This is a genomic window from Mycolicibacterium confluentis (assembly GCF_010729895.1).
Lineage (GTDB): Bacteria > Actinomycetota > Actinomycetes > Mycobacteriales > Mycobacteriaceae > Mycobacterium > Mycobacterium confluentis.
The window spans coordinates 5739337-5766023 of record NZ_AP022612.1 but is presented as its reverse complement, the minus strand read 5'-3'; the positions used below and the strand labels follow the sequence as shown (position 1 = coordinate 5766023).

General features: G+C 66.0%; 24 protein-coding genes. 18 read left to right on the top strand and 6 right to left on the bottom strand.

What is annotated here, in order from left to right; translation table 11 throughout:
• Nucleotides 1–19 precede the first annotated feature (19 nt).
• The 11 genes from G6N34_RS27040 (at nucleotide 20) to G6N34_RS26990 (ending at nucleotide 11455) form a co-directional block, all read left to right on the top strand.
• Nucleotides 20–904: a class II glutamine amidotransferase domain-containing protein gene (locus G6N34_RS27040; RefSeq protein WP_085154426.1), complete on the top strand. Its 885-nt coding sequence runs from the start codon at nucleotides 20–22 to the stop codon at nucleotides 902–904.
• Nucleotides 892–1581 carry a GltB/FmdC/FwdC-like GXGXG domain-containing protein gene (locus G6N34_RS27035; protein WP_085154424.1) on the top strand — a complete coding sequence of 230 codons (690 nt, stop codon included), beginning with the start codon at nucleotides 892–894 and terminating at the stop codon, nucleotides 1579–1581. Before G6N34_RS27040 ends, G6N34_RS27035 begins: the two co-directional genes overlap by 13 nt.
• A 12-nt stretch (nucleotides 1582–1593) precedes the next feature.
• The gene (locus G6N34_RS27030) at nucleotides 1594–2922 is read left to right on the top strand and encodes an FMN-binding glutamate synthase family protein (protein WP_085154422.1); all 1329 of its coding nucleotides are present in this window, start codon (nucleotides 1594–1596) and stop codon (nucleotides 2920–2922) included.
• A gap of 4 nt (nucleotides 2923–2926) precedes the next feature.
• Nucleotides 2927–4117, top strand: coding sequence for an NAD(P)/FAD-dependent oxidoreductase (locus G6N34_RS27025; protein ID WP_085154517.1), 1191 nt, complete (start codon nucleotides 2927–2929; stop codon nucleotides 4115–4117).
• Between the two features lie 12 nt (nucleotides 4118–4129).
• Nucleotides 4130–4771, top strand: a complete 642-nt coding sequence (locus G6N34_RS27020) for a type II toxin-antitoxin system RelB family anti-toxin (protein WP_085154420.1) — start codon at nucleotides 4130–4132, stop codon at nucleotides 4769–4771.
• A 104-nt stretch (nucleotides 4772–4875) separates the two neighbouring features.
• Nucleotides 4876–5199 carry a DUF2563 family protein gene (locus tag G6N34_RS27015; RefSeq protein WP_133057804.1) on the top strand — a complete coding sequence of 108 codons (324 nt, stop codon included), beginning with the start codon at nucleotides 4876–4878 and terminating at the stop codon, nucleotides 5197–5199.
• Nucleotides 5178–7307 carry a putative alpha/beta hydrolase gene (locus tag G6N34_RS27010; protein WP_163645555.1) on the top strand — a complete coding sequence of 710 codons (2130 nt, stop codon included), beginning with the start codon at nucleotides 5178–5180 and terminating at the stop codon, nucleotides 7305–7307. Before G6N34_RS27015 ends, G6N34_RS27010 begins: the two co-directional genes overlap by 22 nt.
• The gene (locus G6N34_RS27005; RefSeq protein ID WP_163645553.1) at nucleotides 7211–8884 is read left to right on the top strand and encodes an RHS repeat domain-containing protein; all 1674 of its coding nucleotides are present in this window, start codon (nucleotides 7211–7213) and stop codon (nucleotides 8882–8884) included. The genes G6N34_RS27010 and G6N34_RS27005 overlap by 97 nt, the downstream gene beginning before the upstream one ends.
• Nucleotides 8833–10095, top strand: a complete 1263-nt coding sequence (locus G6N34_RS27000) for an RHS repeat domain-containing protein (RefSeq protein WP_085154406.1) — start codon at nucleotides 8833–8835, stop codon at nucleotides 10093–10095. The genes G6N34_RS27005 and G6N34_RS27000 overlap by 52 nt, the downstream gene beginning before the upstream one ends.
• A complete protein-coding gene (locus tag G6N34_RS26995; protein ID WP_133057803.1) occupies nucleotides 10092–10913 on the top strand; it encodes a hypothetical protein in 822 nt (273 codons plus the stop codon). The genes G6N34_RS27000 and G6N34_RS26995 overlap by 4 nt, the downstream gene beginning before the upstream one ends.
• A gap of 134 nt (nucleotides 10914–11047) precedes the next feature.
• Nucleotides 11048–11455, top strand: coding sequence for a hypothetical protein (locus tag G6N34_RS26990; protein ID WP_085154402.1), 408 nt, complete (start codon nucleotides 11048–11050; stop codon nucleotides 11453–11455).
• A gap of 20 nt (nucleotides 11456–11475) precedes the next feature.
• Here G6N34_RS26990 and G6N34_RS26985 read toward each other — a convergent pair whose 3' ends face one another.
• Nucleotides 11476–12498, bottom strand: coding sequence for a hypothetical protein (locus G6N34_RS26985; RefSeq protein WP_133057802.1), 1023 nt, complete (start codon nucleotides 12496–12498; stop codon nucleotides 11476–11478).
• 181 nt (nucleotides 12499–12679) lie between these two features.
• On the opposite strand from G6N34_RS26985, the gene leuA reads away from it, so the two are divergent.
• Both leuA and G6N34_RS26975 read left to right on the top strand, forming a co-directional pair.
• Nucleotides 12680–14509 (top strand): 2-isopropylmalate synthase, encoded by a 1830-nt coding sequence (gene leuA / locus G6N34_RS26980; protein ID WP_085154398.1) that lies wholly within the window; start codon nucleotides 12680–12682, stop codon nucleotides 14507–14509.
• Nucleotides 14510–14646: 137 nt separating this feature from the next.
• Nucleotides 14647–17826 carry an NAD-glutamate dehydrogenase domain-containing protein gene (locus G6N34_RS26975; RefSeq protein WP_085154396.1) on the top strand — a complete coding sequence of 1060 codons (3180 nt, stop codon included), beginning with the start codon at nucleotides 14647–14649 and terminating at the stop codon, nucleotides 17824–17826.
• A gap of 157 nt (nucleotides 17827–17983) precedes the next feature.
• Here the strand turns inward: G6N34_RS26975 and G6N34_RS26970 are convergent, their stop codons facing one another.
• Nucleotides 17984–19063 (bottom strand): LLM class flavin-dependent oxidoreductase, encoded by a 1080-nt coding sequence (locus tag G6N34_RS26970; RefSeq protein WP_085154394.1) that lies wholly within the window; start codon nucleotides 19061–19063, stop codon nucleotides 17984–17986.
• A 434-nt stretch (nucleotides 19064–19497) separates the two neighbouring features.
• Here G6N34_RS26970 and G6N34_RS26965 point away from each other — a divergent pair, with 434 nt between their 5' ends.
• On the top strand, nucleotides 19498–20133 hold the full coding sequence (locus G6N34_RS26965) for a TetR/AcrR family transcriptional regulator (protein ID WP_179965804.1): 636 nt from the start codon (nucleotides 19498–19500) through the stop codon (nucleotides 20131–20133).
• A 15-nt stretch (nucleotides 20134–20148) separates the two neighbouring features.
• Here the strand turns inward: G6N34_RS26965 and G6N34_RS26960 are convergent, their stop codons facing one another.
• The gene (locus G6N34_RS26960) at nucleotides 20149–20478 is read right to left on the bottom strand and encodes a cupin domain-containing protein (RefSeq protein ID WP_234813017.1); all 330 of its coding nucleotides are present in this window, start codon (nucleotides 20476–20478) and stop codon (nucleotides 20149–20151) included.
• A 15-nt stretch (nucleotides 20479–20493) separates the two neighbouring features.
• Nucleotides 20494–21006 carry a flavin reductase family protein gene (locus G6N34_RS26955; protein ID WP_085154392.1) on the bottom strand — a complete coding sequence of 171 codons (513 nt, stop codon included), beginning with the start codon at nucleotides 21004–21006 and terminating at the stop codon, nucleotides 20494–20496.
• Between the two features lie 114 nt (nucleotides 21007–21120).
• Here G6N34_RS26955 and G6N34_RS26950 point away from each other — a divergent pair, with 114 nt between their 5' ends.
• Entirely contained in the window at nucleotides 21121–21768 is a 648-nt protein-coding gene (locus tag G6N34_RS26950) for a 3,4-dihydroxy-2-butanone-4-phosphate synthase (RefSeq protein WP_085154390.1), read from the top strand.
• 18 nt (nucleotides 21769–21786) lie between these two features.
• Here G6N34_RS26950 and G6N34_RS26945 read toward each other — a convergent pair whose 3' ends face one another.
• Entirely contained in the window at nucleotides 21787–22647 is an 861-nt protein-coding gene (locus tag G6N34_RS26945; RefSeq protein WP_085154388.1) for a mycofactocin-coupled SDR family oxidoreductase, read from the bottom strand.
• 349 nt (nucleotides 22648–22996) lie between these two features.
• On the opposite strand from G6N34_RS26945, the gene G6N34_RS26940 reads away from it, so the two are divergent.
• From G6N34_RS26940 to G6N34_RS26930, 3 genes are all read left to right on the top strand, one after another.
• Entirely contained in the window at nucleotides 22997–23767 is a 771-nt protein-coding gene (locus G6N34_RS26940; protein WP_163645551.1) for an SDR family NAD(P)-dependent oxidoreductase, read from the top strand.
• Between the two features lie 47 nt (nucleotides 23768–23814).
• Entirely contained in the window at nucleotides 23815–25053 is a 1239-nt protein-coding gene (locus G6N34_RS26935) for an ethanolamine utilization protein EutH (RefSeq protein ID WP_085154384.1), read from the top strand.
• Nucleotides 25054–25197: 144 nt separating this feature from the next.
• Nucleotides 25198–25590 carry an SHOCT domain-containing protein gene (locus G6N34_RS26930; RefSeq protein WP_085154382.1) on the top strand — a complete coding sequence of 131 codons (393 nt, stop codon included), beginning with the start codon at nucleotides 25198–25200 and terminating at the stop codon, nucleotides 25588–25590.
• 79 nt (nucleotides 25591–25669) lie between these two features.
• Here the strand turns inward: G6N34_RS26930 and G6N34_RS26925 are convergent, their stop codons facing one another.
• A complete protein-coding gene (locus G6N34_RS26925; protein WP_085154380.1) occupies nucleotides 25670–26659 on the bottom strand; it encodes a DEDDh family exonuclease in 990 nt (329 codons plus the stop codon).
• Nucleotides 26660–26687: the final 28 nt, after the last annotated feature.

Sequence of the window (26687 nt, the reverse complement as noted above, 5' to 3'; positions counted from 1 at the left end):
CCCAAGGGAGATAAAGACTATGTGTGGGATCGTGGGGCTGCATCTGCGCAGCCCGGACCTTCACCCCCAGCTCGGGGCGCTGCTGACGGGCATGTTGTGCGAGATGGCAGACCGCGGCAGCGATTCCGCGGGCGTGGCGGTCTACGGCAACGCCGCGTGGTGCCCGCCGGGCCGAAACTGCGTGTCGGTGCTCGAACTGAGTGCAGCGCCCGACGAGATCGCTGCGGCTCTCGGCGGCGACGTCGAGGTCCGAGCGCTCGGCGAGACCCTCCTGGTCACCGGAACCGCACCGGTCGAAGCGCTGCAGTCCGCGGTGCTCGCGGCGTACCCCGACGCACTGATCTCCGGATTCGGCGCCGACGTCGCGGTGCTCAAGGGCGTCGGACACCCCCGCGACCTGACCGCGGCGTGGGGCCTGGCCGAGGCCACCGGATGGCAGGGCGTCGGCCACACCCGGATGGCCACCGAATCCGCGGTGACGCCGTCGGGCGCGCATCCCTACGCGGTCGGCCCCGACCAGTGCCTGGTGCACAACGGATCATTCGCCAACCACGCCACCATCCGGCGCGAACTGCGCCGCGCTGGTGTGGTTTTCGACAGCGAGAACGACACCGAGGTTGGTGCGCGGTTCGTCGCGCAGCAGTTGGCCAACGGGCGCGACGTCGAGACCGCACTCAAGGAACTGTGCGCGACGTTCGACGGGTTCTACACGCTTCTGGTGTCCAACAGTGACTCGTTCGCCGTTGTGCGCGACGCCATCGCCTGCAAACCCGCCGTCATCGCCGAGACCGACGACTGGGTCGCGATGGCCAGCGAATACCGCGCGCTGGCCGGCCTGCCCGGCGTCGAGCGCGCCGCGATCTGGGAACCCGAACCGGAGGTGGTCTACGCATGGACGCGCTGAGCACGCAATTCGACCTGCACATCACACCACTGCGGGACGTCAACGCCGCCCTGCACGCCCCCGGTGTGTCCGGCGAGTTCGTCATCGACAACCCCGCCGGCGCCCACAACGTCGCGGTCGGCCTCAACGCACCCGTCACCGTCACCGTCAACGGGCACGTCGGCTACTACGCGGCCGGCATGAACCAGCACGCCGACATCACCATCGACGGCAACGCGGGCACCGGTGTCGCCGAGAACATGATGAGCGGCACGGTGTGGGTCAAGGGCAACGCGTCCCAGTCCGCGGGCGCCACGGCGCACGGCGGTCTGCTGGTGATCGAAGGCGATGCCGCTGCGCGGTGCGGGATCTCGATGAAGGGCGTCGACATCGTGGTGGGCGGCAACATCGGGCACATGAGCGCGTTCATGGCGCAGGCCGGCACCCTGGTGGTCCGCGGTGACGCCGGTGAGGCGCTCGGTGACTCGATCTACGAGGCCCGCCTGTACGTCCGCGGCGAGGTCGCCTCGCTGGGCGCGGACTGCGTCGCCAAGGAGATGCGCGCCGAACACCACGAGGAACTCGCCCGACTGCTCAAAGCCGCCGGCTTCGGCGACGACGACACCTCGGCCTACACCCGCTACGGCTCGGCCCGTCAGCTGTACCACTTCCACGTCGACAACGCCGCGTCCTACTAGGAGGCCACACCGATGACCCCCAGCACCGATGACCGCGCCCGCCTCGGCCTGCGCGAATCCGCCACCTTCGACCGCGCCACCATCGCGGCCATCAACCGCGCCGCCGACACCGGCATCTATGACATCCGAGGATGGGGCGCCAAGAGACCCCTGCCGCATTTCGACGACCTGCTTTTCCTGGGCGCGTCGATGTCCCGCTATCCCCTCGAAGGGTATCGCGAACGCTGCGACACCGACGTGGTGCTCGGCGACCGCAACGCCAAACACCCTCTGCACCTGGCCATTCCGGTGACCATCGCGGGCATGAGCTTCGGCGCGCTGTCCGGGCCGGCCAAGGAGGCCCTGGGCCGCGGCGCCAGCGAAGTCGGCACCTCGACCACCACCGGTGACGGCGGAATGACGCCCGAGGAGCGCGGCCAGAGCAAGCACCTTGTCTACCAGTATCTTCCGTCACGCTACGGCATGAATCCCGACGACCTGCGGCGCGCTGACGCCATCGAGGTCGTGCTCGGGCAGGGCGCCAAGCCGGGCGGCGGCGGCATGTTGTTGGGGCAGAAGATCTCCGACCGCGTGGCCGGGATGCGCACTCTGCCTCCGGGCATCGACCAGCGTTCGGCGTGCCGGCACCCGGACTGGACGGGCCCCGACGACCTCACCATCAAGATCAACGAACTGCGTGAGATCACCGACTGGGAGAAGCCGATCTACGTCAAGGTCGGCGCGACCCGGACGTATTACGACGTGAAACTCGCGGTGCACTCCGGCGCCGACGTCGTGGTCGTCGACGGCATGCAGGGCGGCACGGCCGCCACGCAGGAGGTGTTCATCGAGCATGTGGGCATCCCGACACTGGCCGCGATTCCGCAGGCCGTGCAGGCCCTGCAGGAATTGGGGGTGCACCGTAAGGTGCAGTTGATCGTCTCTGGCGGCATCCGCAACGGCGCGGATGTCGCCAAGGCGCTCGCTTTGGGCGCCGACGCCGTGGCCATCGGCACGGCCGCCCTGATCGCCCTCGGCGACAACCATCCCAGGTACGCCGCCGAGTACGAGAAGCTGGGCAGCGCAGCGGGTTTCTACGACGACTTCCAGGACGGCCGGGATCCCGCGGGCATCAGCACGCAGGACCCGGAGTTGGCGGCCCGCTTCGACCCGATCGAGGGCGGTCGGCGCCTGGCCAACTACCTGCGCGTGCTGACCATGGAGGCCCAGACCATCGCCCGCGCGTGCGGCAAGGCCCACGTGTGCCACCTCGAACCCGAGGACCTGGTGGCCGTCAGCATCGAAGCCGCCGCCATGGCCCGTGTACCCCTGGCGGGCACCGACTGGATTCCGGGTCGGTGAGCCGATGACCAGCGAGACTGCCGACGTCGTCATCGTCGGCGGAGGGTTGGAGGGTGCCGCGGCGGCCTGGGCTTTGAGCCAGCGTGGTGTCACCGATGTTCTTGTCTCCGAACGCAACACCGTGGGCTCCGGCATGACCGGTAAATCCAGCGGGATCGTGCGCTGTCACTACGGCGTGAGTTCCCTGGCCGCGATGGCCACCGTCGGCCTGGAGGTCTTCGAGAACGCGCACGAGATCTTCGGCGACGACATCGGCTTCCGCCAGACCGGATACGTCGTCGGGGTCGGTGAGCCCGACGTCGAGTCTATGCGCAAAAGCCTTGCCGCACAGCGGGCCGTCGGCGTCGAGACCGAGGAGATCGACCTCACCGAGGTGGCCCGCATGTGGCCGTGGGCGGACCTGTCGGCGTTCGCGGCATTCGGATGGGAGGCCCGCGGCGGCTACGGCGACGCCTACCAGACCGCGCAGGCCTTCGCGGTCAGCGCCCGCGCGGCGGGCGTTCGGGTCCGGCAGGGCGCTGCCGTCACCGACCTGCTGATCGACGGTGACCGCGTGACCGGGGTGCGCCTGGCCGACGGCACCGAGGTGAGCGCGAACACCGTCGTCGTCGCGACCGGGGCCTGGACCCGTCCGTTCCTGCTGCCGTACGGGATCGACGTGCCGATCGACGTCGTGCGCGAGCAGATCGTGCTGGTGGACCCGGGCGCCCCGATCGGCGCGGTGCCGGTGTTCTCCGATCTGGTGTCGCTGCAGTACATCCGGCCCGAGACCGGCGGGGAGATCCTGTTCGGCAACAGCGACCTCGCCGACTGCGAGACCGCCGACCCCGACAACTACTCCAACCGGGCCAGCGAGGCCTTCATTGACCTGACCGTCGACAAGATCGGCACCCGCTTCCCCGGGTTCACCGACGCCGCGATCACCAGCAGTTATGCCGGCTGCTACGACGTCACGCCGGACTGGAACCCGGTGATCTCCCGAACCGGCATCGAGGGCCTGATCGTCGCGGCCGGATTCAGCGGCCACGGCTTCAAGATCGCACCGGCGGTGGGACGGCTGGTCGCCGACCTGGTGATCGACGGGCACAGTGCCGACGCGCGGATCCCCGAGACGGATTTCCGGTTGTCACGGTTCGACGAGGATGATCTGCTGAGAAGCCCGTATCCATACGTCGGTGCGGGACAGATGCGTTAAGCAAGGGGGCGCGTGTCCGATCTCATCCGCAACCAGTCCGGGACGGCACGCGATCGGGACCCGCAGGAACCGGTCGGCGAACTCGAACTGGAGGCCGCGATCGGCCGCAATGTGCGGCAGTTGCGGCAACAGCAGGGCATGTCGGTGGCCGACATGGCCGCGAAGGTCGGCATCTCCAAGGCCATGCTGTCGAAGATCGAGAATGCGCAGACCTCCTGCAGCCTGTCGACGTTGGCGCTGCTGGCCAAGGGTTTCGACGTGCCGGTCACCACGCTGTTTCGTGGTGCCGACGTCGAACGTCCCGCGGCATTCGTCAAGTCCGGCACGGGCGCCCGGATCGTGCGCAACGGCACCAAGCAGGGCCACGAATACGAACTCCTGGGTTCCCTGCGCGGGGAGCACAAGCGCCTCGAGTGCCTGCACGTGACACTGTCGGAGAAGAGCCAGACCTATCCCCTGTTCCAGCACCCCGGCACCGAGTTCATCTTCATGCTCGAGGGCGTCATGGATTACAGCCACAGCCGCTCGGTGTACCGACTGCATCCGGGTGACTCGCTGCAGTTCGACGGCGAGGGCGCGCACGGGCCCTCCGACCTGATCGAACTGCCGATTCGCTTCCTGTCGGTGATCGCGTTCCCGGATTCTCAGGTCTGAGGCGCCTGCAGCCCGCTGACGAGTGCATTCACTGCCCGCCGGAGTTGAAGTGACGGCGGACGAGGTTCCCGCTAGTCTTTGCTGACTGGGAGGGGGGCCTGACCTTGACTGATCCACAGACACCCAAGGTGGAGTTCGACACCGACCACATGCGCGCGGGCGCGACCTGTTCGCACACGGCGGCCGAGCACGCCGAACTGGCGCGGGAAACACTGAACCGCGCCACCGTGGCTTCTGGCATCTTCGGGGACTTCGGCGGCGCACGCGCATTCCACAGCGCTGTGACCACAGCGCATTCCTGCAACACGGATGTCGCGGCCACGCATCGCGACTGCCTGGAGACGTTGGGGGGCTCGGTCCTCGGGATCGCCAGCACCTTCGACGCCATGGAACACACTCACACTGAGTGGATCCGCGACGTCCGGTGACGTCGTACCCCGACCTCACGCATCTCGACATTTCCACGCTCACCGCCGGAGCCGGCGGCGATCCGTGGAAGGTCGACGCCTCTGTCCAGGCCGGACAACCGCAGGCGATCTCCGATCTGGGTGCCGCCTTCCACAAGGCCGCGGGCCACACCCAGGACACCGACACCGAGTTCGTCGAGGCCCGGAAGCGTTTCGAGGCCTCGTGGAACAGGCGTCCGAACGGTCACCCGATCAACGACGCCGCCGAGGTGCAGCAGGTCGTCACGTCCCTCAAGCTGCAGTCGGAGCAGTTGGGGAACATCGCGGTGGATCTCGCCTCCATCGCGGCCAAGCTCGCCGAGACGCAGCAGTCGTCCCACCGCGAGATCGCCCAGTTGAACTTCAAGCTCAGGCTCGCCGACGCCAAGTACGGCGAGGCCCTCGAAGCTGACGATGCGGACGAGGCCAGGGAGTGGAAAGAGGCCGCGATCGCCGAAACCCGCGAGACCTACGACGATGTCGTCGAGCTGCGGACCGACTATGCCCTGGCTCTGAGCACCGCGATGTCCAGCCTGAAGTCCTTCGGGTACGGCGCCGGGGCGGTCGACAGCGTCGACGGGTACGACGGAGCAACCGTCGGGCCCCCGGAGGCCACTCGGCCCGGATCCTGGCAGGACATGCTGACGCCCGCAGACACCGCAGCGGAGCAGCCCACCCTGCTGGGGCCCGACGGTTTGCAGCCTCCCACTCCACTCGACCAGCTACAGGAGCGGCTGACCAGTGACGGCCCCGGACCCGGAGAAACGGGCCCGGTAGATCCGCTCCTCGCTCCTGTTGTCGCGGGCAACCGCGCTGCGCTTGAACGTCAAGCGACCCAAGTCGCGGAGGCGTGGCGCAAGCTCGGCGAAGCTCAGAGGAAAGCGAATGCTGCTGCCGCCGAGGCCTACGTGAGGGGACCCGGCAACGGACCCGACCGTGACGTCCTGACCCAGTTGGCCCAGGACGTCTTCGACGCACGTCGCGAGCTGAAGGAGGAGGACGCGCTCCTCGGCCGCATGAATGACGCCCACACAGCACAGGGCGGCCGCCCCGTTCCCCGAGCCCCGCTGCCGGAGAACATCGACGTGCAGTCGTTCGCCCCGCCTCCCGGGTGGAAGGAACACAGCCGCGAACTCAGTGAATCCAGTCTTGGCCTGATTCCCGACGTCGCCAAACACCTTGACACCATCCAGCATTGGGACGAACGCTCGAACTCCGAACGCACGGAGGCCGTCGCCGAACTCGCGGGACTTCTCCCCCTTCCCGGTCTCAAGGCCGCGGGTCCTCTCGCCCGCGTCGCCGATGGCGTGATCGGATTCGCCGATGAGATCCCGGGCGCAACCCGCGTCGCCGACGACATCCCCACCCCCGACGTGCCGCACCACACCCCGCATGACGCACCAGATGCACCGGACCTTCCGCCGTCACATCCCGACGATCCCGACGTCGACCTGACGCCGCCCAATCACGACGCGGGCCCAGTCCGGGATGACCCCTCGTCGTCCATCGAGACCGGCCAGAAGCAGACCAGCCCGGAACCGGTCGACCTGGCGACCGGCGAATATCTGCTGCCGGCCACCGATGTGGACCTGCCCGGGGTGCTGCCGCTGCGGCTCACGCGCCAGCACCGCTCGCAGTACCGGCACGGCATCTGGTTCGGACCCAGTTGGCCAGCACCTGGGATTCCCGCGCCGCGGTGGACGAGGACGCCGTCACCACCATCGACGCCGACGGCGTCATGCTCACCTTCGACCACCCCGAGCCCGGCCAGCCTTCGACACCCCGGCACGGCCGACGCTGGCAGTTGCACCTCAACGACGCCGGATACCGACTCACGGACCCGCAGTCCTCGGTCAACTGGCACTTCACCCAGCCCCTACCGGACACACCGCAGGTGCTGTGCCTGTCGGCGATCACCGATCGCAATCAGAACCGAATCACGTTCCACTACACCGATACCGGTGAGCCACTGCGGGTGGAGCACAGCAGCGGCATGGCGGTCGACGTCCAGTGCGAGGACGGACGAATCCAGGGCTACCGGATCGACGCCTCAACGGTTCGCGAGTTCGGCTATGACGCAGGAGATCTGATCGAGGTCACCAATGCTGTCGGGGCCACCACACGGTTCGCCTACGACGCGCATCAGATGGTGGCGTGGATCGACTCCAGCGGCGCGCGGTACGACAACGCCTACGACGCTCAGGGACGGGTCGTGTCCCAAACCGGGGAGAACGGCGTCTGGAATGCCTCCTACACGTACTCCACAGACGGCGATCAGCGCCTGACCGAGTGGGCGGATGCCCTCGGAAACCGCCGTATCCACCGCTTCGACGCCAACCTGCTGCCCATCGCGGAGACCGACCCGCTGGGGCGCACCGCCACCACCGCCTACACGCCGGACCGTGCGGTCCTCAGCCGCAGCGGCGCCGGCGCGGCGACGCGCTTCACCTACACCGCCGGCGGGCACCTGGCCTCCGTGACCGATGCCCTGGGGCAGACCACTCGGATCCGCTACCGCGACGGCCTGCCGGTCGAGACCATCGACGCCGACGGCGCCCGCACGGTGTACAGCTACGACTCCCGCGGGAACCTGATCTCCACCACCGATCCGTCCGGCCGCACCCAGAGCTGGGAGTACACCGACACCGGTGCGGTCGGGGCCCACATCGACGCGGCTGGCCGGCGCACCGAGATCACCTGCAATGCCGCTGGGCAGCCGGAACGCGTGGTCGATGCCGCCGGTCACGTCACCCAGATCCGGTACGACGAGTTCGGCCGTGTCGCACTGGTCGTCGCGCCCGACGGGGCCGCCACCGCCACTGAGTACGACGCCGAGGGGCATCCCCTCCGCCGGACCGGCCCCACCGGCGCCACTGAGCAGTGGACGTGGGACGGTGAAGGCAACTGCCGCACCCACACCGACGCCATCGGCGGAGTCACCGTGTGGGAGTACGGCTTCTACGATCTGATCACCGCACGTGTCGACTCCGACGGCCGCCGCACCGAGTTCGGCTACAACGCTGCCCGCCAACTGCTTTCGGTGACCAATCCCGACGTTCTGGTGTGGCGGTACGAGTACGGGCCCGACGGTCGCCTGGTGGCCGAGACCGACTTCAACGGCGCCACCACTCATTACTCCTACGACCACGCAGGCCGGCTCGGATCTCGCACCAACGCGGAGGGCCAGACCGTCGCGTACTCGTACGATGCGGCGGGCAATCTGGTCGCCGAGTCCTCCGAAACCGGCGAAACCGTTTCCTACCAGTATGATTCAGCCGGTCGTATTGCGTCAGCACGCAACGCAGCCGGCGCCCTGGAACTCGGTTTCGACCCCGCCGGCCGCATAGTCTCTGAGAGTTGGAACGGCCGGACCGTCACCACCTCCTTTGGCCCTGCCGGGGAGGTGGTCGCGGTTCGGACTCCGAACGGTCCTCCCGTACAACTGAGTTACGACGCTAGAGGCGCCGTCGACGGGTTCAGCGTGGCGGGACGGCCCTGCGAGGTGTCGACCGATCCGCTCGGCCGACCGCTCAGCTACCGCTACGGCCCCATCGACGTGGCGTCGGTCTTCGATCCCGCGGGACGACTGAGCGCCAGGACAGTGTCGGTTCCGGCGTGGGCCCCCTGGCCGGTGCGGCGTATCAGTACGACGACGACGACCAACTGACCTCCGTGAGCTCGGGCGGCCACGCGACACCGCTGGGCATACCGGCGCGTTTCGACGTCGACCCCACCGGAAGGCTCACGGGCCGCACGCTTCCCGACGGCACCCACGAGACGTTCATCTTCGACGGGTCTGACAACCTCAGTGTCGACGGCCGATGGCAGTACCAGGGCGTGCTGCTGACCGACGACGACCGCTCGCGCTACGGCTACGACCGCGCTGGGCGACTGACCACCGTGTCCACCCGCCGACTGAGCCGCAAACCCGAAGTCTGGCACTACACCTGGGATGCCTGGGACCGGCTGCGCTCGGTGCGGACTCCCGACGGCCAGACGTTCGAGTACAGCTATGACCCGCTGGGCCGACGCGTCAGCAAACGCGGATCCGACGGCGGCGTCACCGAATTCACGTGGTCGGGCACCCGTTTGGTCGAACAGGTCTCAGTCGATTCCGAGGCGCGTCGATCGGTGCAGTCTTGGGCCTATCTGCCGGGCGAGTTGAGCCCGCAGATCCAAGTCAACCAGGACGACGTCGACCGAGAGTTCTTCGCGCTGGTCACCGACCAGGTCGGGGCGCCGGTCGCCATGCTCGATCCCCGGACCGGATCCATCGCCGGCCGCAGCCGGGCCACCGTGTGGGGCACGACCACCTGGACCGGCGCCGAAACGCCGTGGCGCTTCCCCGGCCAGTACTACGACGAAGAAACGGGACTGCACTACAACTTCCACCGGTACTACCACCCCGGTGTGGGCCGCTACATCAGCCCCGATCCGCTGGGACTGGCTCCTGCACCGAATCCCTACAGCTATCCGGTGAATCCGACCGGGTGGGTGGATCCGCTGGGGCTGAACCCGTGCCAGGGCGGGCCGCCGGATGTTCCGGGCCCACCGAGAACCTTCACCCCGCAGGGCGTCGCGCACTCCTTCGATCGCCATGCGCATGAGTGGTATGGCCTTCCAGAGGAGTCGATGTCCAGAAAGCTACTCCCGGAATGGCAGGAGTTGGTGGAACGTGCCGCCCAGTCTCGTAAGGTCGTGGAGTGGGATGCAAAAGGCCTGCCCACTTACGCGCACCTAGCTCAGGTTCCCTCGCCCGACGGCACATTCCAATTTCTTCTCGTGCAGTTCAATAAAGAAACCGGTCATTTCGTCACTGCATTCCGACCCAACGAGACCCAACTGCACCGTTTCACAACCCTATGGAAGACACGATGACCTCCAGTACTAGCCCCGCTGAGTCTTTTGCTATCAGGGGATCTCATCTCATCATCTACCTGTACTTCGATGATTCGAAGAACGACGACACCCAGCTCCGCGCCGTTTGCGATCGTTTTCTGCAAATGGATTCGATCCATCCAGTCGCAACAACAGTGGTGATCAGCGATTCAATGCCCAGACTCACATTCGAGGAGGACCTCACGGAACCGATAGAGTTCGGTCCAGCCCTCAGCACACACCAGAAACCTCCTTCGAACCGCAAGTTGCTGAGGGCGAGCTTCCACTCGGACGTCATCGGCAAGGTAGTTGTTGGAATTGGGCGGACATACGCTGACCTGCCGACAAACATTGCCAACCCTGTCACGGTGGTGATGAACAGTTCCGAAATCGACCAGGCATCCGTGTTCCCAGATGATCCAGACATTCAGAGACGTGCCGCAACCTGTGGCACGTTCGTCGCGACGACGTTTCGTCAACTCTGTGAATCTTTTTCACCGCTCTATGCGGTCATCACCGTGGAGAGTCCGTTCCCGACCCCGCGCGACCTCATCGACATGAGCTTCGTCGAACCGATCGGTGACCTCTTCTTCAGCCACCGCGTATTGGACGTGGATCCATCCCTGGAACAGGCTCTACGTGAAGCGTATTCGGAAGGCTACGTCGCGGAGTGGGACACCGGTACCTACTACTCAGCCTGGGCACCGTTGAATCCTTTGAAGCGCACCGTGCAACCGAACCCCATGAAGAGCTCGCCCGTCGCCCGAGAGGTGCTCAGTTCCGCCATGAGCGCCCTGTTTCCGTCGCTGAGCAGGTAAATCAGCAGAAATTCCACCGAAATCCTGGGACGACATCCCGCTGACCGACACCGAACTCGCATTCGTCGCAGACTGGGACGCCGCCGGCGCATCAGGATTGAGGCCGCACCAGCATCCGGCACACAGGGGCAGCCATGAGCGTGACCATTCGTCAGTACTTCTGCGATCCTCGCGGCCAGAACTTCGTGCCCATGACACCGGGAATGTCGTACACCTTCCCCAACCGGGACTACATCGACGGTGCACTCGAACTCACCGTCAATTGGGTCCCGATCTTCGACAAGTCCATGTGGGATCTGATCGACGTCCTGTGGCACTACATCCTCGGCATGCTGGACAGGTTGGAGTCGAGCGACCGCGTCGAGGGCCAGTTCCCAGACCAGCCGTTGAAATTCGTCTTTGAGCGCATCCGTCCCGGCGTTCTGCGGGTGACCAGCAACCCGGGCCCAGATCGACGGACCGCCGTCGTCGACGAGGAGAAGTTCGTCGATGCACTCCGGCAGGCTGCCGCCGAGTTCCTCCGCGTGATGGACGAGTTGTAGCGGCGTTTCGACGCAACCCCTCAGCCGAACACCCGCGCCGCCACCCCAGCCACGTCCACGGCGGCCGCACAATCCCCCTTGCCGCCGTCGACCGTGACGGCGGGGCGCACCACGACGTTCTCCACGTCGACGAAGTCCCCGCCGGCCAGCCGGCGCTGCATCGTCGGGCCGGTGAACACCGTCGCACTGCAGAACGTCGGATCCAGGTACAGCTCGTCACCGTCGGGCGTCTTCAACTGCTTTCGCCCCTCGGTCGCGATGTCAACGATCTTGGGCTGCAGCGTCAACCGCAGACCCACCACGTCCGGGTCGCCGTCGCGCCACACCCCGAACTCGCACGCATACGGCCGCGAGGCGGCGACGTCCCAGTGGTCGACCTCGTCGGCGATCGCCGACAGCACCTCACAGGGGTCCCGCTCGGCCAGGGCGACGGGGTAGACGGCCGCGGCATCACGCGGAGGCAGCGGCGCGGTGCCGACCGTCTCGGCCACACCCGCGGCGAACTTCTTGGTCAGCTCGCAGTCCTGATCACCGATCTGCCCCACCCGGACGACGGGCTGCACGGGCTTGCGCAGCGGCGACGCGCCAGGAAGGTCCCCCAGCGCCACCGGGATGACGTACTCGCAGGACCTCGGCGCACTCTCGTACACCGGCACGTCGCCGGCCCGGAACGACGGGGGCTCCTTGACCTTCGCCAGGTCCAGCGTCACGTTGAGAAACTTCCGGTTGGCCACGCCGGGCATCTTGACCTCGACGTCGCACTCATCGAACGCGTACAACGTGGACATCGCGGAAATGTCGCCGATCGCGCTCTGGGTCTCCTGCTCGATCAGCCCGCAGACATCCAGGCGGCGCATCGCCCTCAGATAGGACAGCATCACGGCGTCGCTTTTGCCGACGGTCTGACCGTGGGTGGGGACGTCGTCGGCGAAGAAGAACCCCGGGTCGGCGGAGGGTTCGCGCGCGGTCGCGGTGCCGTCCACCGGCTGGCCGCATCCGACCAGCACGATCCCCAACACCAGGGCGACTACCTGCGCTTTCACGGCCCCAGTCTGTTCCACGACGGCAGTTTTGGCTACACGGACCCACCGGAGTACAGTGTTTGCCGTGCAGCGGGTCCTCCTTCTCGGACGCCGCGACGGGGTCTGATCCAGACTGGCCTCCCGTCGCGGGTCTTCGCGATGCGCCGGTCTGAATTCCATACAAGACCACGGAGCCACCATCATGACCAGCTTCACCAAAGCCGAGATCTCCTCTCCCGACGCCTTCTCGTCGGTCCGCACCATCACCACGCCGTCCGGCGCACCGAACCCCGGCCAGCCCGCCTGGAACACGCAGCGCGGATCCTCGATGCCCGCCGACCGGTACCGCAGCTTCGCTGACGAGGTCGAGTCCATCCGCCTGCCCGACCGCACCTGGCCGGACAAGGTGATCGAGACCGCCCCCATGTGGTGCGCGGTCGACCTGCGCGACGGCAACCAGGCCCTGATCGATCCGATGAGCCCGGCCCGCAAGCGCCGCATGTTCGACCTGCTGGTGCGGATGGGCTACAAGGAGATCGAGGTCGGTTTCCCGTCGGCCAGCCAGACCGATTTCGATTTCGTCCGCGAGATCATCGAGGACGGTGCCATCCCGGACGACGTCACCATCCAGGTGCTGACCCAGTCCCGTCCCGAGCTGATCACCCGCACCTTCGAGGCGTGCCGCGGCGCGAAGCACGCGATCGTGCACTTCTACAACTCCACCTCGATCCTGCAGCGTCGCGTCGTGTTCCGCGCCGACAAGAACGCGATCAAGAAGATCGCCACCGACGCCGCCGAACTGGTTCTGCAGGAGGCCAAGAAGTACCCGGACACCAACTGGCGCTGGGAGTACTCCCCCGAGTCCTACACCGGCACCGAGCTGTCCTACGCCAAAGAGGTCTGCGACGCGGTCACCGAAACCCTGGGCGCCACCCCGGAGAACCCGGTGATCATCAATCTGCCGGCGACTGTCGAGATGGCCACGCCCAACGTGTACGCCGACTCGATCGAGTGGATGAGCCGCAACCTGGCCCGCCGGGACTCCGTCATCCTGAGCCTGCACCCGCACAACGACCGCGGAACCGGCGTCGCCGCAGCCGAACTGGGTTACCAGGCCGGCGCGGACCGGATCGAGGGCTGCCTGTTCGGCAACGGTGAGCGCACCGGCAACGTATGCCTGGTGACGCTGGGCCTGAACATGTTCAGCCGCGGTGTGGACCCGCAGATCGACTTCTCCAACATCGACGAGATCCGCCGCACGGTCGAGTACTGCAACCAGCTGCCCGTTCCCGAGCGGCACCCCTACGGCGGCGACCTGGTGTACACGGCGTTCTCCGGAAGCCACCAGGACGCCATCAACAAGGGCCTGGACCAGATGAAGATCGACGCCGACGAGGCCGACAAGGATGTCGACGACATCCTGTGGCAGGTCCCGTATCTGCCGATCGACCCCAAGGACGTCGGCCGCACCTACGAGGCGGTCATCCGGGTCAACTCGCAGTCCGGCAAGGGCGGCGTCGCCTACATCATGAAGGCCGACCACGGCCTGGCGCTGCCGCGGCGCCTGCAGATCGAGTTCAGCAGGGTGATCCAAGAGATCGCCGAGGGCCCGGGCGGTGAGGGCGGAGAGGTTTCCCCCAAGGAGATCTGGGAGGCGTTCTCCGAGGAGTACCTGGCGCCGATCACTCCCCTGGAGCGGATCCGGCAGAAGGTCGACGCCTCAGAAGAGGACGGCGGCACCGACAGCATCACCGCGGTCGTCAAGATCGACGGAGTCGAGCGCGAGATCGTCGGCGCCGGAAACGGACCGCTGGCGGCGTTCGTCGATGCGTTGGGCGCCATCGGTTACGACATCAACGTGCTGGACTACTCCGAGCACGCGATGTCCTCCGGTGAGGAGGCGCAGGCCGCCGCGTACGTCGAGGCCTCCGTCGGCGGCAAGACCGTCTGGGGAGTCGGCATCGCGACGTCGATCACGACGGCCTCGCTGCGTGCCGTGGTGTCGGCGGTCAACCGCGCCGCCCGTCGCTGACGCGCGCCCTTTTACACAGTGTCACGGACTGATCGTGTTTGTTGACGGAGTGCTCGAGCCCTGAGGGCGCTTTTCCCTGCAGACTTTCAGTCATGCTGCCCACCGATGTGCAGCATGACTGAAAGCAGGAGGAATCTGTGGCGTCCCCGGTTTCGTTCTTCAACGTCGAAGAACTGAACACACTGTCCGCTGACGAGATCAACGTGAGGGTGAACCGTGTCGATCGGCTGAGTTTCGCACTCGCCGCGGCACATCCGGTGCCACTGCGCCGGATGTTGCCCGGACTCGAGAGTATGGATCTCGAGGTCATCAACGAGTACACCACCACCTGGACGCGCTCCGACGGCACCGTATGCCACATCTACGAACTCGTCCTCGACCCCAACACCGAAGGAGCACAGGGCTTCGCGGCGAACTGGCCGAAGGCCGAGCAGCAGATCTGCGACACCTTCCGCGCGATCTGGACGGGTCGCATCGAAGCCGATCGCTTCAATGCATTGATCCCGGCGGCCGGACTCGACTGGCGCCAGGTTGCGGTGCTGCGCAGCTACAGCCGCTACCTGCGGCAGCTGCCTTTGCCTTACGGACAGAGCCGAATTCAGCAGGTGCTGCTCGACAATCCCGCCGCCGCTGCCGCGGCCGTGGCGTTGTTCGAAGCCCGCTTCGACCGTCAGGCCGACCCCACCGCCGCGGATGACCAACTGGGAACCGCGATCGACGGCCTGGTGCACATCGACGCCGACCGCGTCATGCGCGCCTACCGCAACCTGATCAACGCGACACTGCGCACCAACGCGTTCGCACCGGAGGCACTCGGTCCGTCGGCGCCGTATCTGGTCCACAAGCTCGACGCGCAACAGATCGACGAGCTGCCCCAACCTCGCCCACTGTCCGAGATCTTCGTGTACTCACCCGAATTCGAGGGAGTGCATCTGCGGTTCGGTCTGGTGGCGCGCGGCGGCCTGCGCTGGTCCGACCGACACGACGACTACCGCACCGAGGTTCTGGGCCTGGTCAAGGCACAAGCGGTCAAGAATGCGATGATCGTGCCCGCCGGCGCCAAGGGCGTCTTCGTGGTCAAGTCAACCGCCCCGTCCCGCGAGGACGGCATGCGCTGCTACCAACAGTTCGTCTCGGCCCTGCTCGATGTGGTCGACAATGCCGCCGACTCTGATTCGTCGGCGGCGGCACCGGTGCGCCATGACGGTGCGGACCCCTACCTCGTGGTCGCGGCGGACAAGGGGACGGCGACCTTCTCCGATGTCGCCAACGCTGTCGCGGTCGGCCGTGGCTACTGGCTGGGCGACGCGTTCGCCTCCGGTGGTTCGGCGGGCTACGACCACAAGGCCATGGGCATCACCGCCCGGGGCGCCTGGATCAGCGGCGACAGCCACCTCCGCGAGCTCGGAATCGATTCCGACACCGATGAATTCCGCGTCGTCGGCGTCGGCGACATGAGCGGCGACGTCTTCGGCAATGGCATGCTGCTGCGGCGCGGAATCAGGCTCATCGCCGCATTCGACCATCGGCACATCTTCATCGACCCCGACCCGGCCACGCGCGACGCCTACGGTGAGCGGGAACGACTCTTCGCCCTGGCACGCTCGTCCTGGGACGACTACGACCGCGCGGTCATCAGTGCCGGCGGCGGCGTCTGGCCACGGACCGCGAAGACCATTCCGGTCTCCCCGCAGATGCGCCATGCCCTGGGCATTGACGATGCGGCACAGCACGTGACCCCCACTGATCTGATCCGCCACATCCTGTGCGCCCCCGTGGATCTGCTGTTCAACGGCGGCATCGGCACCTACATCAAGGCCAGCGACGAGCAGCACGCCGACGTCACCGACAAGGTCAACGACGGTGTCCGCGTGGACGCCTCGCAGGTTCGGGCCCGCGTGATCGTCGAAGGCGGCAACCTCGGCGTGTCACAGCGCGGCCGCATCGAATTCGCGCGGCGCGGTGGACACATCAACACCGACGCGATCGACAACGCGGCCGGTGTCGACTGCTCGGACCACGAGGTGAACATCAAGATTCTCCTCGCCGGCCGTCATCCCGCCGCGGACCGCGACGCGTTGTTGGTGGAGATGACCGACGAGGTCGCCGCGCATGTGCTGGCGAACAACCTGGCGCACAACCGACTGCTGCGGGACGCCAGGGCCAACGCCGCCCAGATGGTCACCACCCACGCACGCATGACGACGGCGCTCGAACGCGACCGCGATCTGCATCGGGAACGCGAGAATCTGCCCAGCGCAGACGAGTTCGCCGAGCTCGCCAAGTCCGGCGGCAGCCTGTGCGGGCCACAGCTTGCGACCCTGATGGCACACACCAAGCTCGCCCTCAAGGCAGACCTGCTGGCCTCCGACGACTTCGACGACGACCCGCACTTCACGGCAGCACTGCACCGGTACTTCCCAGCGACACTGCGTCAACGCATGGGCGATCAGCTCAGTGAGCACCCGCTGCGGCGCGAGATCATCGCGACCTCGGTGGTCAACCACCTCCTCGCGACGTCGGGGCTGACGTACGCGTTCCGCCTCGCCGAGGAGACCGGCGCCACCACCGGTGAGATTGTCCGCGCCCACGCCATCGTCTCCGGAGTCTTCGAACTCGACGCGTTGTGGGACGACATCCGTGCGGCGGGCTTGGCCCCCGCGTTGACCGATGACCTCGTGATCGAAGCCCGCCGTCTGCTCGATCGGGCGTCGCGCTGGTTCCTGGTCAACCGACCGCAGCCCTTGTCGATCGACCTGGAATGTGGCCGGTTCCAGGCGGTGCCGACGCTGCGGGGGAAACTCATCGAGATGCTGCGTGGCGGCGAACTGGCGACGGTGAACAGGTGGCGTGAGGAGTGGGAAGCACAGGGGGTGCCCACCGACATCGCGCGCCGGATCAGCGACTCGCTCTACGCCTACAGCCTTCTCGACATCATCGAGATGGCGCATGAGCACGACGAGGACGCCACCCGTCTCGCGCACATCTACTTCGAGTTGTCCGAGCACCTCGGCGTCGACAACCTGTTGCTTGCGGTGTCGTCGCTGCCGCGCAGTGGCCGGTGGAACGCGCTGGCGCGGTTGGCGTTGCGTGAGGATCTCTACCGATCGCTTCGCGACCTGGCGCGCGACGTCCACCGACTCGTCGGTGCTCACACCGACGGCGTGGACGTCATCGAGGAGTTCGAGTCGTACAACAGGTCACGCATTGAGCGCGCCCGCCGCACGCTCCAGGAGTTCCAGAACACCGAAAACCCCGACCTATCCGTGCTTTCGGTGGCCACCGCCCAGCTGCGCCGGCTGACGACCGGCGTTTAGAGCGCAAGAGGACCTCCTGACGGACTGGATGTCTCCGGCATCCAGTCCGTCAAGAGGTCCCCTGCGTCTTCTGCGCTGACACACCAAGAACAGAAAAGCCGGCCGGGTGAGCAGAACGCTCACCCGGCCGGCCTTTCATTGCCGAGAGATCAGATCATCAGGGCTTCAGGTTGGCGACCATCGGCGCAACCTTGGTCCCGACCAGTTCGAAGCTCTTGCGGTAGACCTCCGGGTTGTCGGTGTACTCGTGACCGAACGAGATCAGGCTGCCGAATCCGCCGACCTCGTTGTAGAGCGCCTCGATCTTGGACGCGACGGTCTCGGGCGAGCCGACGATGTGGAAGTTGTCCACCATCCAGTCCGCGGAGAGCTGGTCGACCGGGATCGTGCCGCCGGTCATCAGTTCGCCCAGGCCGAGGTTGATGAACGTGGGGATGTTGTAGTTGCCCCACAGGTCGCCCATCGACCCGTTCAGGTAGGCGTCACGCGCCTCCTCATCCGAGTCGGCCACGAGGACGTCGCGACAGATCCGCCAGTCTCCGCGATCCGGGGTGTGACCCGCGGACTCGGCGGCGGCAGCGTAGGTGTCCCAGTGCTGAGTCAGCACCGACGAGTGCACCTGCTGGCTCATCGGGAAGTAGCCGTTCTTGCCGGCGACGGTCAGGGTCGGCGACTTGGCCTGCATACCGGTCATGATCACCGGGATGCGGTCCTGCAGCGGCTTGAGGTGCGGGCCGTGGATGTCGTCCGAGTAGGCCGGCATGTCGACGGTCCAGTACTTGCCCTCGATGCGGAACGCGCCCGTCCTGCCCCAGATCGCCTCGATGATCTCGATGGCCTCGGTCATCATCTCGGGGTTGTTCTTGCCCGTGTTGAACAGCTGGGCGTCACTCGGGAACGCGCCCGGTGCGAAGCCGGCGATGTAGCGGCCACCGGTCAGGTGGTCCAGCCACATGATGCGGTGCGCCAGGGCGATCGGGTTGTGGTAGGCCAGCAGGTGAGCCGCCGCACCGAGCTTGATCTGCGACGTGATCTGCGAAGCCGCCGCGATCATCGCGTCGGGAGCCGGGCTGGGCTCGCCACCGAGGGTGTAGTGCTCAGCGAAATACGCCTCAGACCAATTGTATTCGTCAGCCCACTTGGTGATCTGAAGATCCCAGTCGGCGACCTGCTTGGCTGTGCGCCTCCCGTGGGAGTATTCGCGCGAGTAGGGGATGTTGAAGATGCCGAACTTCATAGCTCGTCCTTTCTGCGGTGGGTGCAGAACCGGGAGTTCGTGTCACCCGGCCGTTGGCTCAAACCTGCCGCGAATCGGCTGATCTGGCCGCGTTGATCGAACTTTAAACATCTGTTGAAAGTTTCGTCCCGGTCAAACTAACGCCGGGTGGGCGGAGTGTCAACAGGAACGTCGAGGAAATTTCCCGTTTACATATCTCCAAGGGCCACAGGGCGATTGACCGTTCACGGAGGCCGCGACGCGACAGGCGGGCACAGCGCCCTGACCTGCGTTTTCTACGCCCGTAGGAGTCAAGTTTCGGCCCGCTTCAGCCGTTCGACCGAGTCGATTGCGGTACTCTCAGCGACGTACGCGAGGGGGCACTCGTTAGCCAGTGCGAATGATCATGGGAGACCACCGTGAAGAGATCCGGCAGCCGCTCAGAGGCGACAGCCATGGCCCTCGTCGAAGCGGCCCTGCAGATCATCCGCGAATCCGGGGTCAAGAGCGTCACGCACCGCAAGGTCTGCAGCTACGCCGGCGTGGCCCTGGGCAGCAGCACCTACCATTACGAAAACCTCGACAACCTCATCCTCGACGCATTCGGGCACTACGTGGACACCGTGTCGGTGAAGTACGAGGCCCACTTCGAGGGAGCCACCTCCGACGAGGACCTGATCGAAGGCGCATTGACGCTGGTCAACGCCATGACCACCGACATGGGGAACGCAATCCTGGAATGGGAGCTGTTCGCCGAGGCCGGTCGGCAGGACGCCTATCGGGAGCTCGGCCACAAATGGTCGCGCCGGGCACGCGCGGCCATCGAGCGGTACGTGTCGCCGAAGACCGCCCACATGATGGAGGCGGTCTGGGACGGGTCGACCGTTCAGCGGGTGCTCAACGGCAACCAGATGAGCGATGACATGATCCGCGAACTCCTCCGCGCGGCACTGGAACTCGATCCCAGCAGGGGATATCCCCGCCAGGAGGAGGCGGCCAAACCGGTGACGGCCAAACCGGTGAAGAAGACAGCGAAGAAGGCGGCTGCGAAGCGCGCGACGACGACAAGGCGTCGGTCAAAGGCCTCGTAGCCGCCCCCTGCGTCGTCACTGGTTGATGACGAACACCTTGCGGATCTTCTCGTGCACGGTCCACGTCATCTTCTCGCCCGGCTGGCACACCAGCACATCGCCCGGGCCGATCTCGACGGTCTTGCCTGATCCACCCACGACGGTGGCGCGTCCCTGCAGGATGACGACGGTCTCCTGACCCTGGTACTCGCTGTGCACGCCGGGTTCGGCCTCCCACACGCCGTGCTTCTGGCCGCCCTCGGCGTACAGCACCGCCGAGCGGACGGGCGCGGTGCTCGCGGGCCGGTCAGCCTCGGTGAGCTCCACGGTCAGGGGGTCGTAGCGGTCGATCACAATTGTCCTCACTATCTCTTATCTGTTTCAGCCGGCCACGAGGGCCGGTTGGTCAAGCTGGCGGAACTTCGAACGGAAGAACACCAGCGGCTGCGAATCGTCGTCGGATGCGGTGCGCATGGCGAGCACGTGCGCCGTGACGATCACGTGGTCACCGCCGTCATAGGTCTGAGCCACTTCGGCCTCGATCCACGCCTGGCAGCCCTCGATCAACGGCGACCCGGTCTCCGGGCCTGCGGCCCAACTGATCTCGGCGAACTTGTCGGTGCCGGACTTCGCGAAGGTCATCGCGACGCCCTCCTGACCCTGCGCCATCACGTTCACCGCGAGCTTTCCGCCTGCCGCGATCAGGGGCCAACTGGTCGAACCGCGGTCCACAGACAGCAGGATCATCCGCGGTTGCAGGGACAACGCCATGAACGACTGCACCGTCAGGCCGACGGGCGCCCCTCCGGAGATCCCGCTGACGACCACGACACCGGTGGGGAAATGGCCCATGACCGTGCGGTATTCGGCGGACAAGTCCTGTTCTGTCGGCATGGCACTGCTCCGATCTTTCGATACGACTGGCTAAACGCGAGTTTCTACATATGATGAAACTATTAGTTGGCGGGCTCGTCAACCGATACGCACCCGCGAAAGGAAGGTGATCCCATGACCACCCTGGCTGTCCACACCGACGAACCCGCACCCGTGTCCCACCTGGGGGCCGACCGAACCCGCCTGGCCTGCAGCGCGTTGGAACGCGGCGAGATAGTGATCCTGTCGGACGGGCGCGAATCCACGCTGGTGCTCTCGGCCGCCACCGCCACCTCCAAGTCTGTCGCCCAGATGATCTCAATGGGGTCCGGGCTGGTGTGCGTGGCGATGGGTCGAGACCGCTTGCGGCAGTTGTCGATTCCCAAGATGGCCGCCGAGGACGAGTCCCACGCCAGCCGTTTCCACGTCGCCGTCGACGCCGCAACCGGCATCGGAACGGGCATTTCGGCCGTCGATCGGGCGCGTACCCTGCGCCTGCTCAGTGACCCGGCGAGCGTGGGCGCTGATTTCACCCGACCCGGACACGTCATCCCGGTCAACGGCGACATCGACTCTCGCGTCTCCCCCGGGACTGCCGAACTGGCATTCATCCTGGTGGGACTGACCAAGGATCCCTCACCCACGGCCGCATACTGCGCGCTGACCTCGGATCGCGATCCGTGCGAGGTGGCAGGTCCCGAAGAAGGTGCCGCATTCGCCGAGGAGCACGGCCTGGCCTTCATCGAACGGGAGGACGTCCTCACCGCGTTCTATCGGCAGTGAGGACACCCTCCCAGCAGGTCACTCGTGCGGGGCCTTGAAGGGACCCATCGCGCCGGCGTCGACCACCATGGCCGTACCGGTGACGTAACGGCTGGCATCCGACGCCAGGTAGAGCACCGCGTTGCTGATGTCCTCGGGCTGGACGAAGGGAATCGGCAGCGCATTCATGCCCATCAGGGCCGGAATCGAATCCTCCTGCGTGGCACCGGGCTTGCCGCCTGAGAACAGTGTGTTGTAGGCGTCGTTATTGATCATCAGGGTGTCGACATTGGTCGGGTTGACCGAGTTCACCCGGATATGGTGCGGCGCCAGTTCGCCTGCCAGCGTGCGCATCAGGCCGTTGGCGCCGTGCTTGGACGCGGCGTAGTGGCCCACGTTCAGCTCGGCGACCAGACCCGAGATCGAGCTGATGATGATGACCGATCCACCCTGCCCCTGGGCGAGCAGGTGCGGCACGGTTGCCTTGATGGTCTTCCAGACACCCGTGAGGTTGACGTCGAGCTGATCCTGGAACTGCCGTTCGCTGAGCTCCCACATCGGGGCGATGTCGTTGACGGTGCCGGCGTTGGCCACCACCACGTCGAGCCGACCCAGTTCCGCAAAACCCTGGTCAACGAAGGTTTTCAGGGCTTCCAGATCACGGACGTCCACCTGGCCGGCGATGATGCGTCGCCCGGTCTGGGTCACCAGACGCACGGTCTCTTCCAGGTCCTCCGGCGTCGACATCGCATACGGCACGGTGTCGATCTGCCTGCAGATGTCGACAGCCAGGATGTCCGCGCCCTGCTCGGCAAGCTTGATGGCGTGCGACCGCCCCTGTCCTCGGGCCGCACCGGTGACCAGCGCAACTTTGCCGGTCAGGTCGAGCGGATTGCTCATCGATTCACTCCCACGTTGGTGACATTATTCCGACATATGTAGGAATCGACTGCACCGTACGGGCGGGATCGTCCCATGTCAATGGATACGCGGGATCTCAATCTGTCTGTGCATCAACGTGTTAACGGAGCATCCCGAATCGACGCCCACAGTTGACAGCATGAGCGGCCACCCCTAATGTAACCGCGATCACACTTTCAACAAATGTCCACATTCAAGTCGCGGGACCATGCACCGGCTGGCACGATCTCCGACTAACGGGTCAAACCCGATGATGCGGAACAACGTTGGCAGCGAATCGCGACACGTTGTGCCGAGTGGCACATCACTGACAGAAGGGCATATGTACATGACGACACCTCGTCGACTGGTCGGACGAATCGCGCTGATCACCGGTGGCAGCAACGGACAGGGCGCCGGCCACACCCGCCGCCTGGCGCAGGAGGGGGCGATCGTCTACTTCACCGACATCGACACCAAGTCGGGTTCCGCGCTCGAGGCCAGCCTGCGCGAAGAAGGCCTTGACGTGCACTTCCGCAAGCATGACGTCGCCAGCTTCGAGCACTGGCAGGAGATCGTGTCCGAGATCGAGACCGATCAGGGCCGGCTCGACATCCTGGTCAACAACGCCGGGATCCTGGACCTGTTCACCGCCGAAGACGCCACCGAGCAGTCCTGGCAGCGCACGCTCGACATCAACACCAAGAGCATCTTCCTGGCCGTCAAGGCCGCGCTGCCACTGCTGCGCAAGAGCACCGTGGCCTCGGTGATCAACACTTCGAGCATCTTCGGTCTGATCGGCGCCGACGGCTACCTCGCCTACATCGCCTCCAAGGGCGCGGTGACCACCATGACGAAGTCGCTGGCCCTGACCTACGGCCGAGAAGGTATCCGCTTCAACAGCATTCACCCCGGCTACATCGACACCCCGATGCTGCGCGAGGAGCTCGCCGGGCTCCCCGAAGGTTCAGCGGAGTCGATCCTGCAGACGGTCCCGCTGGGCCGCTTCGCACTTGGCGAAGAGATCTCCCCGTCGGTCGCCTTCCTGGCCTCCGACGACGCGGCTTATATCACGGGCGCCGAACTGATCATCGACGGCGGGCACCTCGCTGGCCGTTGATCAGCGTCCCGTTATTTTCAACCACTGAATTGAGAGGGTGATTCACCTTGGAACTTGTCGGACAGTTCATCATCTGGGCGATGATGGCATGTATGGTCGTCGGCGCCGGCGCCTACATCCTGCGCCCCGACTCGCCACTGGCAGGCGAGTTCCGGGACGGCATCGGCGTCCTGGGACAGATCTTCATCCCCGTGGCGGGCATGATGGGCATCATCCCCCTGCTGGTGCCCGCCATCAACGCGACCATCGGTCCCGTCTACAAGTGGCTGCATTCGGATCCGGCGATCGCGGTCGCCACGTTCCTGCCCAGCGACCAGGGCTCCTACGCGCTGGGGCTGGAGGTCGCCGACAGCCATGGCGCATGGATCCTGGCCTTCACCGTGGGCCTCACCGCTGGTGCGGTGATCGCATTCTCGCTCCCGGTCGGCCTGGCGCTTCTGGACCCGAAGCACCACAAGTACTTGGCGCTGGGCACGATGTGCGGTCTGCTGGCCATCCCCTTCACCTCTGTGATCATGGCGTTGATGCTGATGCAGTCCGGCGTGCTGCTCCGCGAGGAGATCAACACCGCGGGCCCGGGCACCAAGCCGTTCGACCTGTCCTTCGGTGAGGTGCTGCTCAACCTCATCCCGCTGGTCATCATCATGGTGGCGATGGCGATGGCGCTGCGGTTCTTCACCGGCCTCACGGTCAAGGCGTTCCTGGTCTTCGCCAAGGTCATCGTGGTCGTCACGACCGTCTCGATGACGGCGAACGTGGTCGAGTACTTCACCGGCGTCTTCACCACGGTCTTCGGCTCGTTCCCGCTCGCGCCGTTCATCGCCGACGCCGACGACCAGTTCCGCGCTCTCGAGGTGTGTGGCTACGTCGCGGTGATGCTGGCTGGCGCGTTCCCGATGGTGTACCTGATCCGCACCGGTCTGGCCAAGCCGCTGCAGTCGGTCGGTGACCGACTGGGCGTCTCCGAGGCGGGCATCACCGGCTTCCTGGCCGGCGCGACCAACATCCTGGCGCTGTACCGCGTCATTCCGTTGATGCCGCCCCGCGACCGCGTGCTCACCATCGCCTTCTCGGTGTGTGCGGCGTTCGCCATCGGCGACTACCTGGCTTTCACCGCCAACTTCCAGCCGAACATGATCGTTCCGATGATCGTCGGAAAGCTGGTCGGCGGCGTGATCGCTGTCGGGATCGCGTTGTGGTTGGCCGTGCCCTACCTCAAGCGGTTCGTCGAAGAGGACGAGGCGGAAGAGGCCGCACAGGCGAAACTCGAGGCAGACAAGGTCTGACATTCAGATCTGAGGTTCATTGCGGCCGGCTCGTGCACCAGCGAGCCGGCCGCAGTGCTTTGTCAACCAAAGAGTCAATTTGCGAAGTAGGCTGTCGCGCTGGAATGGGACGCATCAGCGTCGCATCGAAATAAGGAGCCTCAAGTGCATTTCGACTGGGACGCTTTCTGGGGACTGCTGTGGTACTCGCTGGTGATCTTCGCGTTCATCGCGTACCTGATCATCATGTTCAACATCATCGTCGATCTGTTCTGGCGTGACCACAAGACGTCGGGTTGGCTCAAGGCCGTGTGGGTGATCTTCCTGGTCGTGTTCCCGTACCTGACCGCCTTCGTCTACCTGATCACCCGCGGGCGCGGCATGGCACTGCGGGCGCAGCGAGCCGCCTCCGAGGCCCAGCTCGAGACGGAGAAATACATCCGCACGGCGGCGGGACGCTCGCCGGCGCAGGAGATCGCCGACGCCAAGGAACTGCTCGATGCGGGGACCATCTCGCAGGACGAGTTCAACTCCTTGAAGGCCAAGGCGCTCAGCTAGTTTCGGCGACGTGGTCCGATGCGCTGTCCTGTGACGGCACATCGGGCCGCGTCCCGATTGCTCTGCCCCGCAACCTTTTTCAGAACAGCGCGAACTGACCGCCGTCGGCGGTGGCGTCGACGAACTCCTCTATGCCCGTTCCGCAGACGACGTCTCCCACGTGCGCCATGAACTCGCCGTCGGAGACCACCGGAACCCCGAACTCCTTGGCCAGGAAGCCCTTTCCCTGTTCGGGCCGCACCTCATTGCAGATCACCAGCGACGTCTCGGGATCGACGTTGTCGCAATAGGCCAAGCCCGCGTGCAGGATCCGCTCCACCAGTTCCTCGTGCGTGCGGGTGCATTCCGCGGACAGTGCGACCCGCATGCCCTGCACCAGCGGCCGACCGCGCACATATCGGCCCGGGTTCTGGTACGGGCACGGCATCCGCGACGCCAACGCCTTCAACGGGCGAATCTCCTCGTGCGTCACCCGCCCGTTGGGCCACCGTCGCCGCATCGCGGGCCGCACCGGCAACCACACGTCACGCTCGCGGGCCCGCTCGAGTGCGGGGGTCAGCAGGCGCGACAGGACCAGCGCGTCGTCGAACGCGTCATGCGCACGGGTCTGTGGCACGCCCCAATGCCGCGCGAGCGTCTCCAGGCGCAGGTTGTCCAGGCCCAGTTCCAGCCGTCGCGCCAGTTCCACCGTGCACATCACGGTGTCCACCGGCAGCACCGCGCCGGCCAGCTCGGCCTCGGCCGCCAGGAACCCGTGGTCGAACGCCACGTTGTGGGCGACCAGGGTGCGGCCCTGCAGCAGGCTCATCAGATCGCTGGCGATCTCGTCGAAGGTCGGCTGATCCTCCAGCATCTCGGCCGTCAACCCGTGCACATGGGTGGGCCCGGGATCGACCCCCGGGTTCAGCAGGCTGGCCACGGACTGCTCGACCTGCCCGTCCGCGTCCAGCGCGAGCGCCGCGACGCTGATCACGCGGGCTTGGCCAGGACGGAAACCTGACGTCTCGACATCGACCACGGCCCAGCCCTCACCGGGTGCTGTAGCCGGTCGGCCCCAGGAATGGCTCACAGCCTCAGAATGGCACGCACCGGTGACA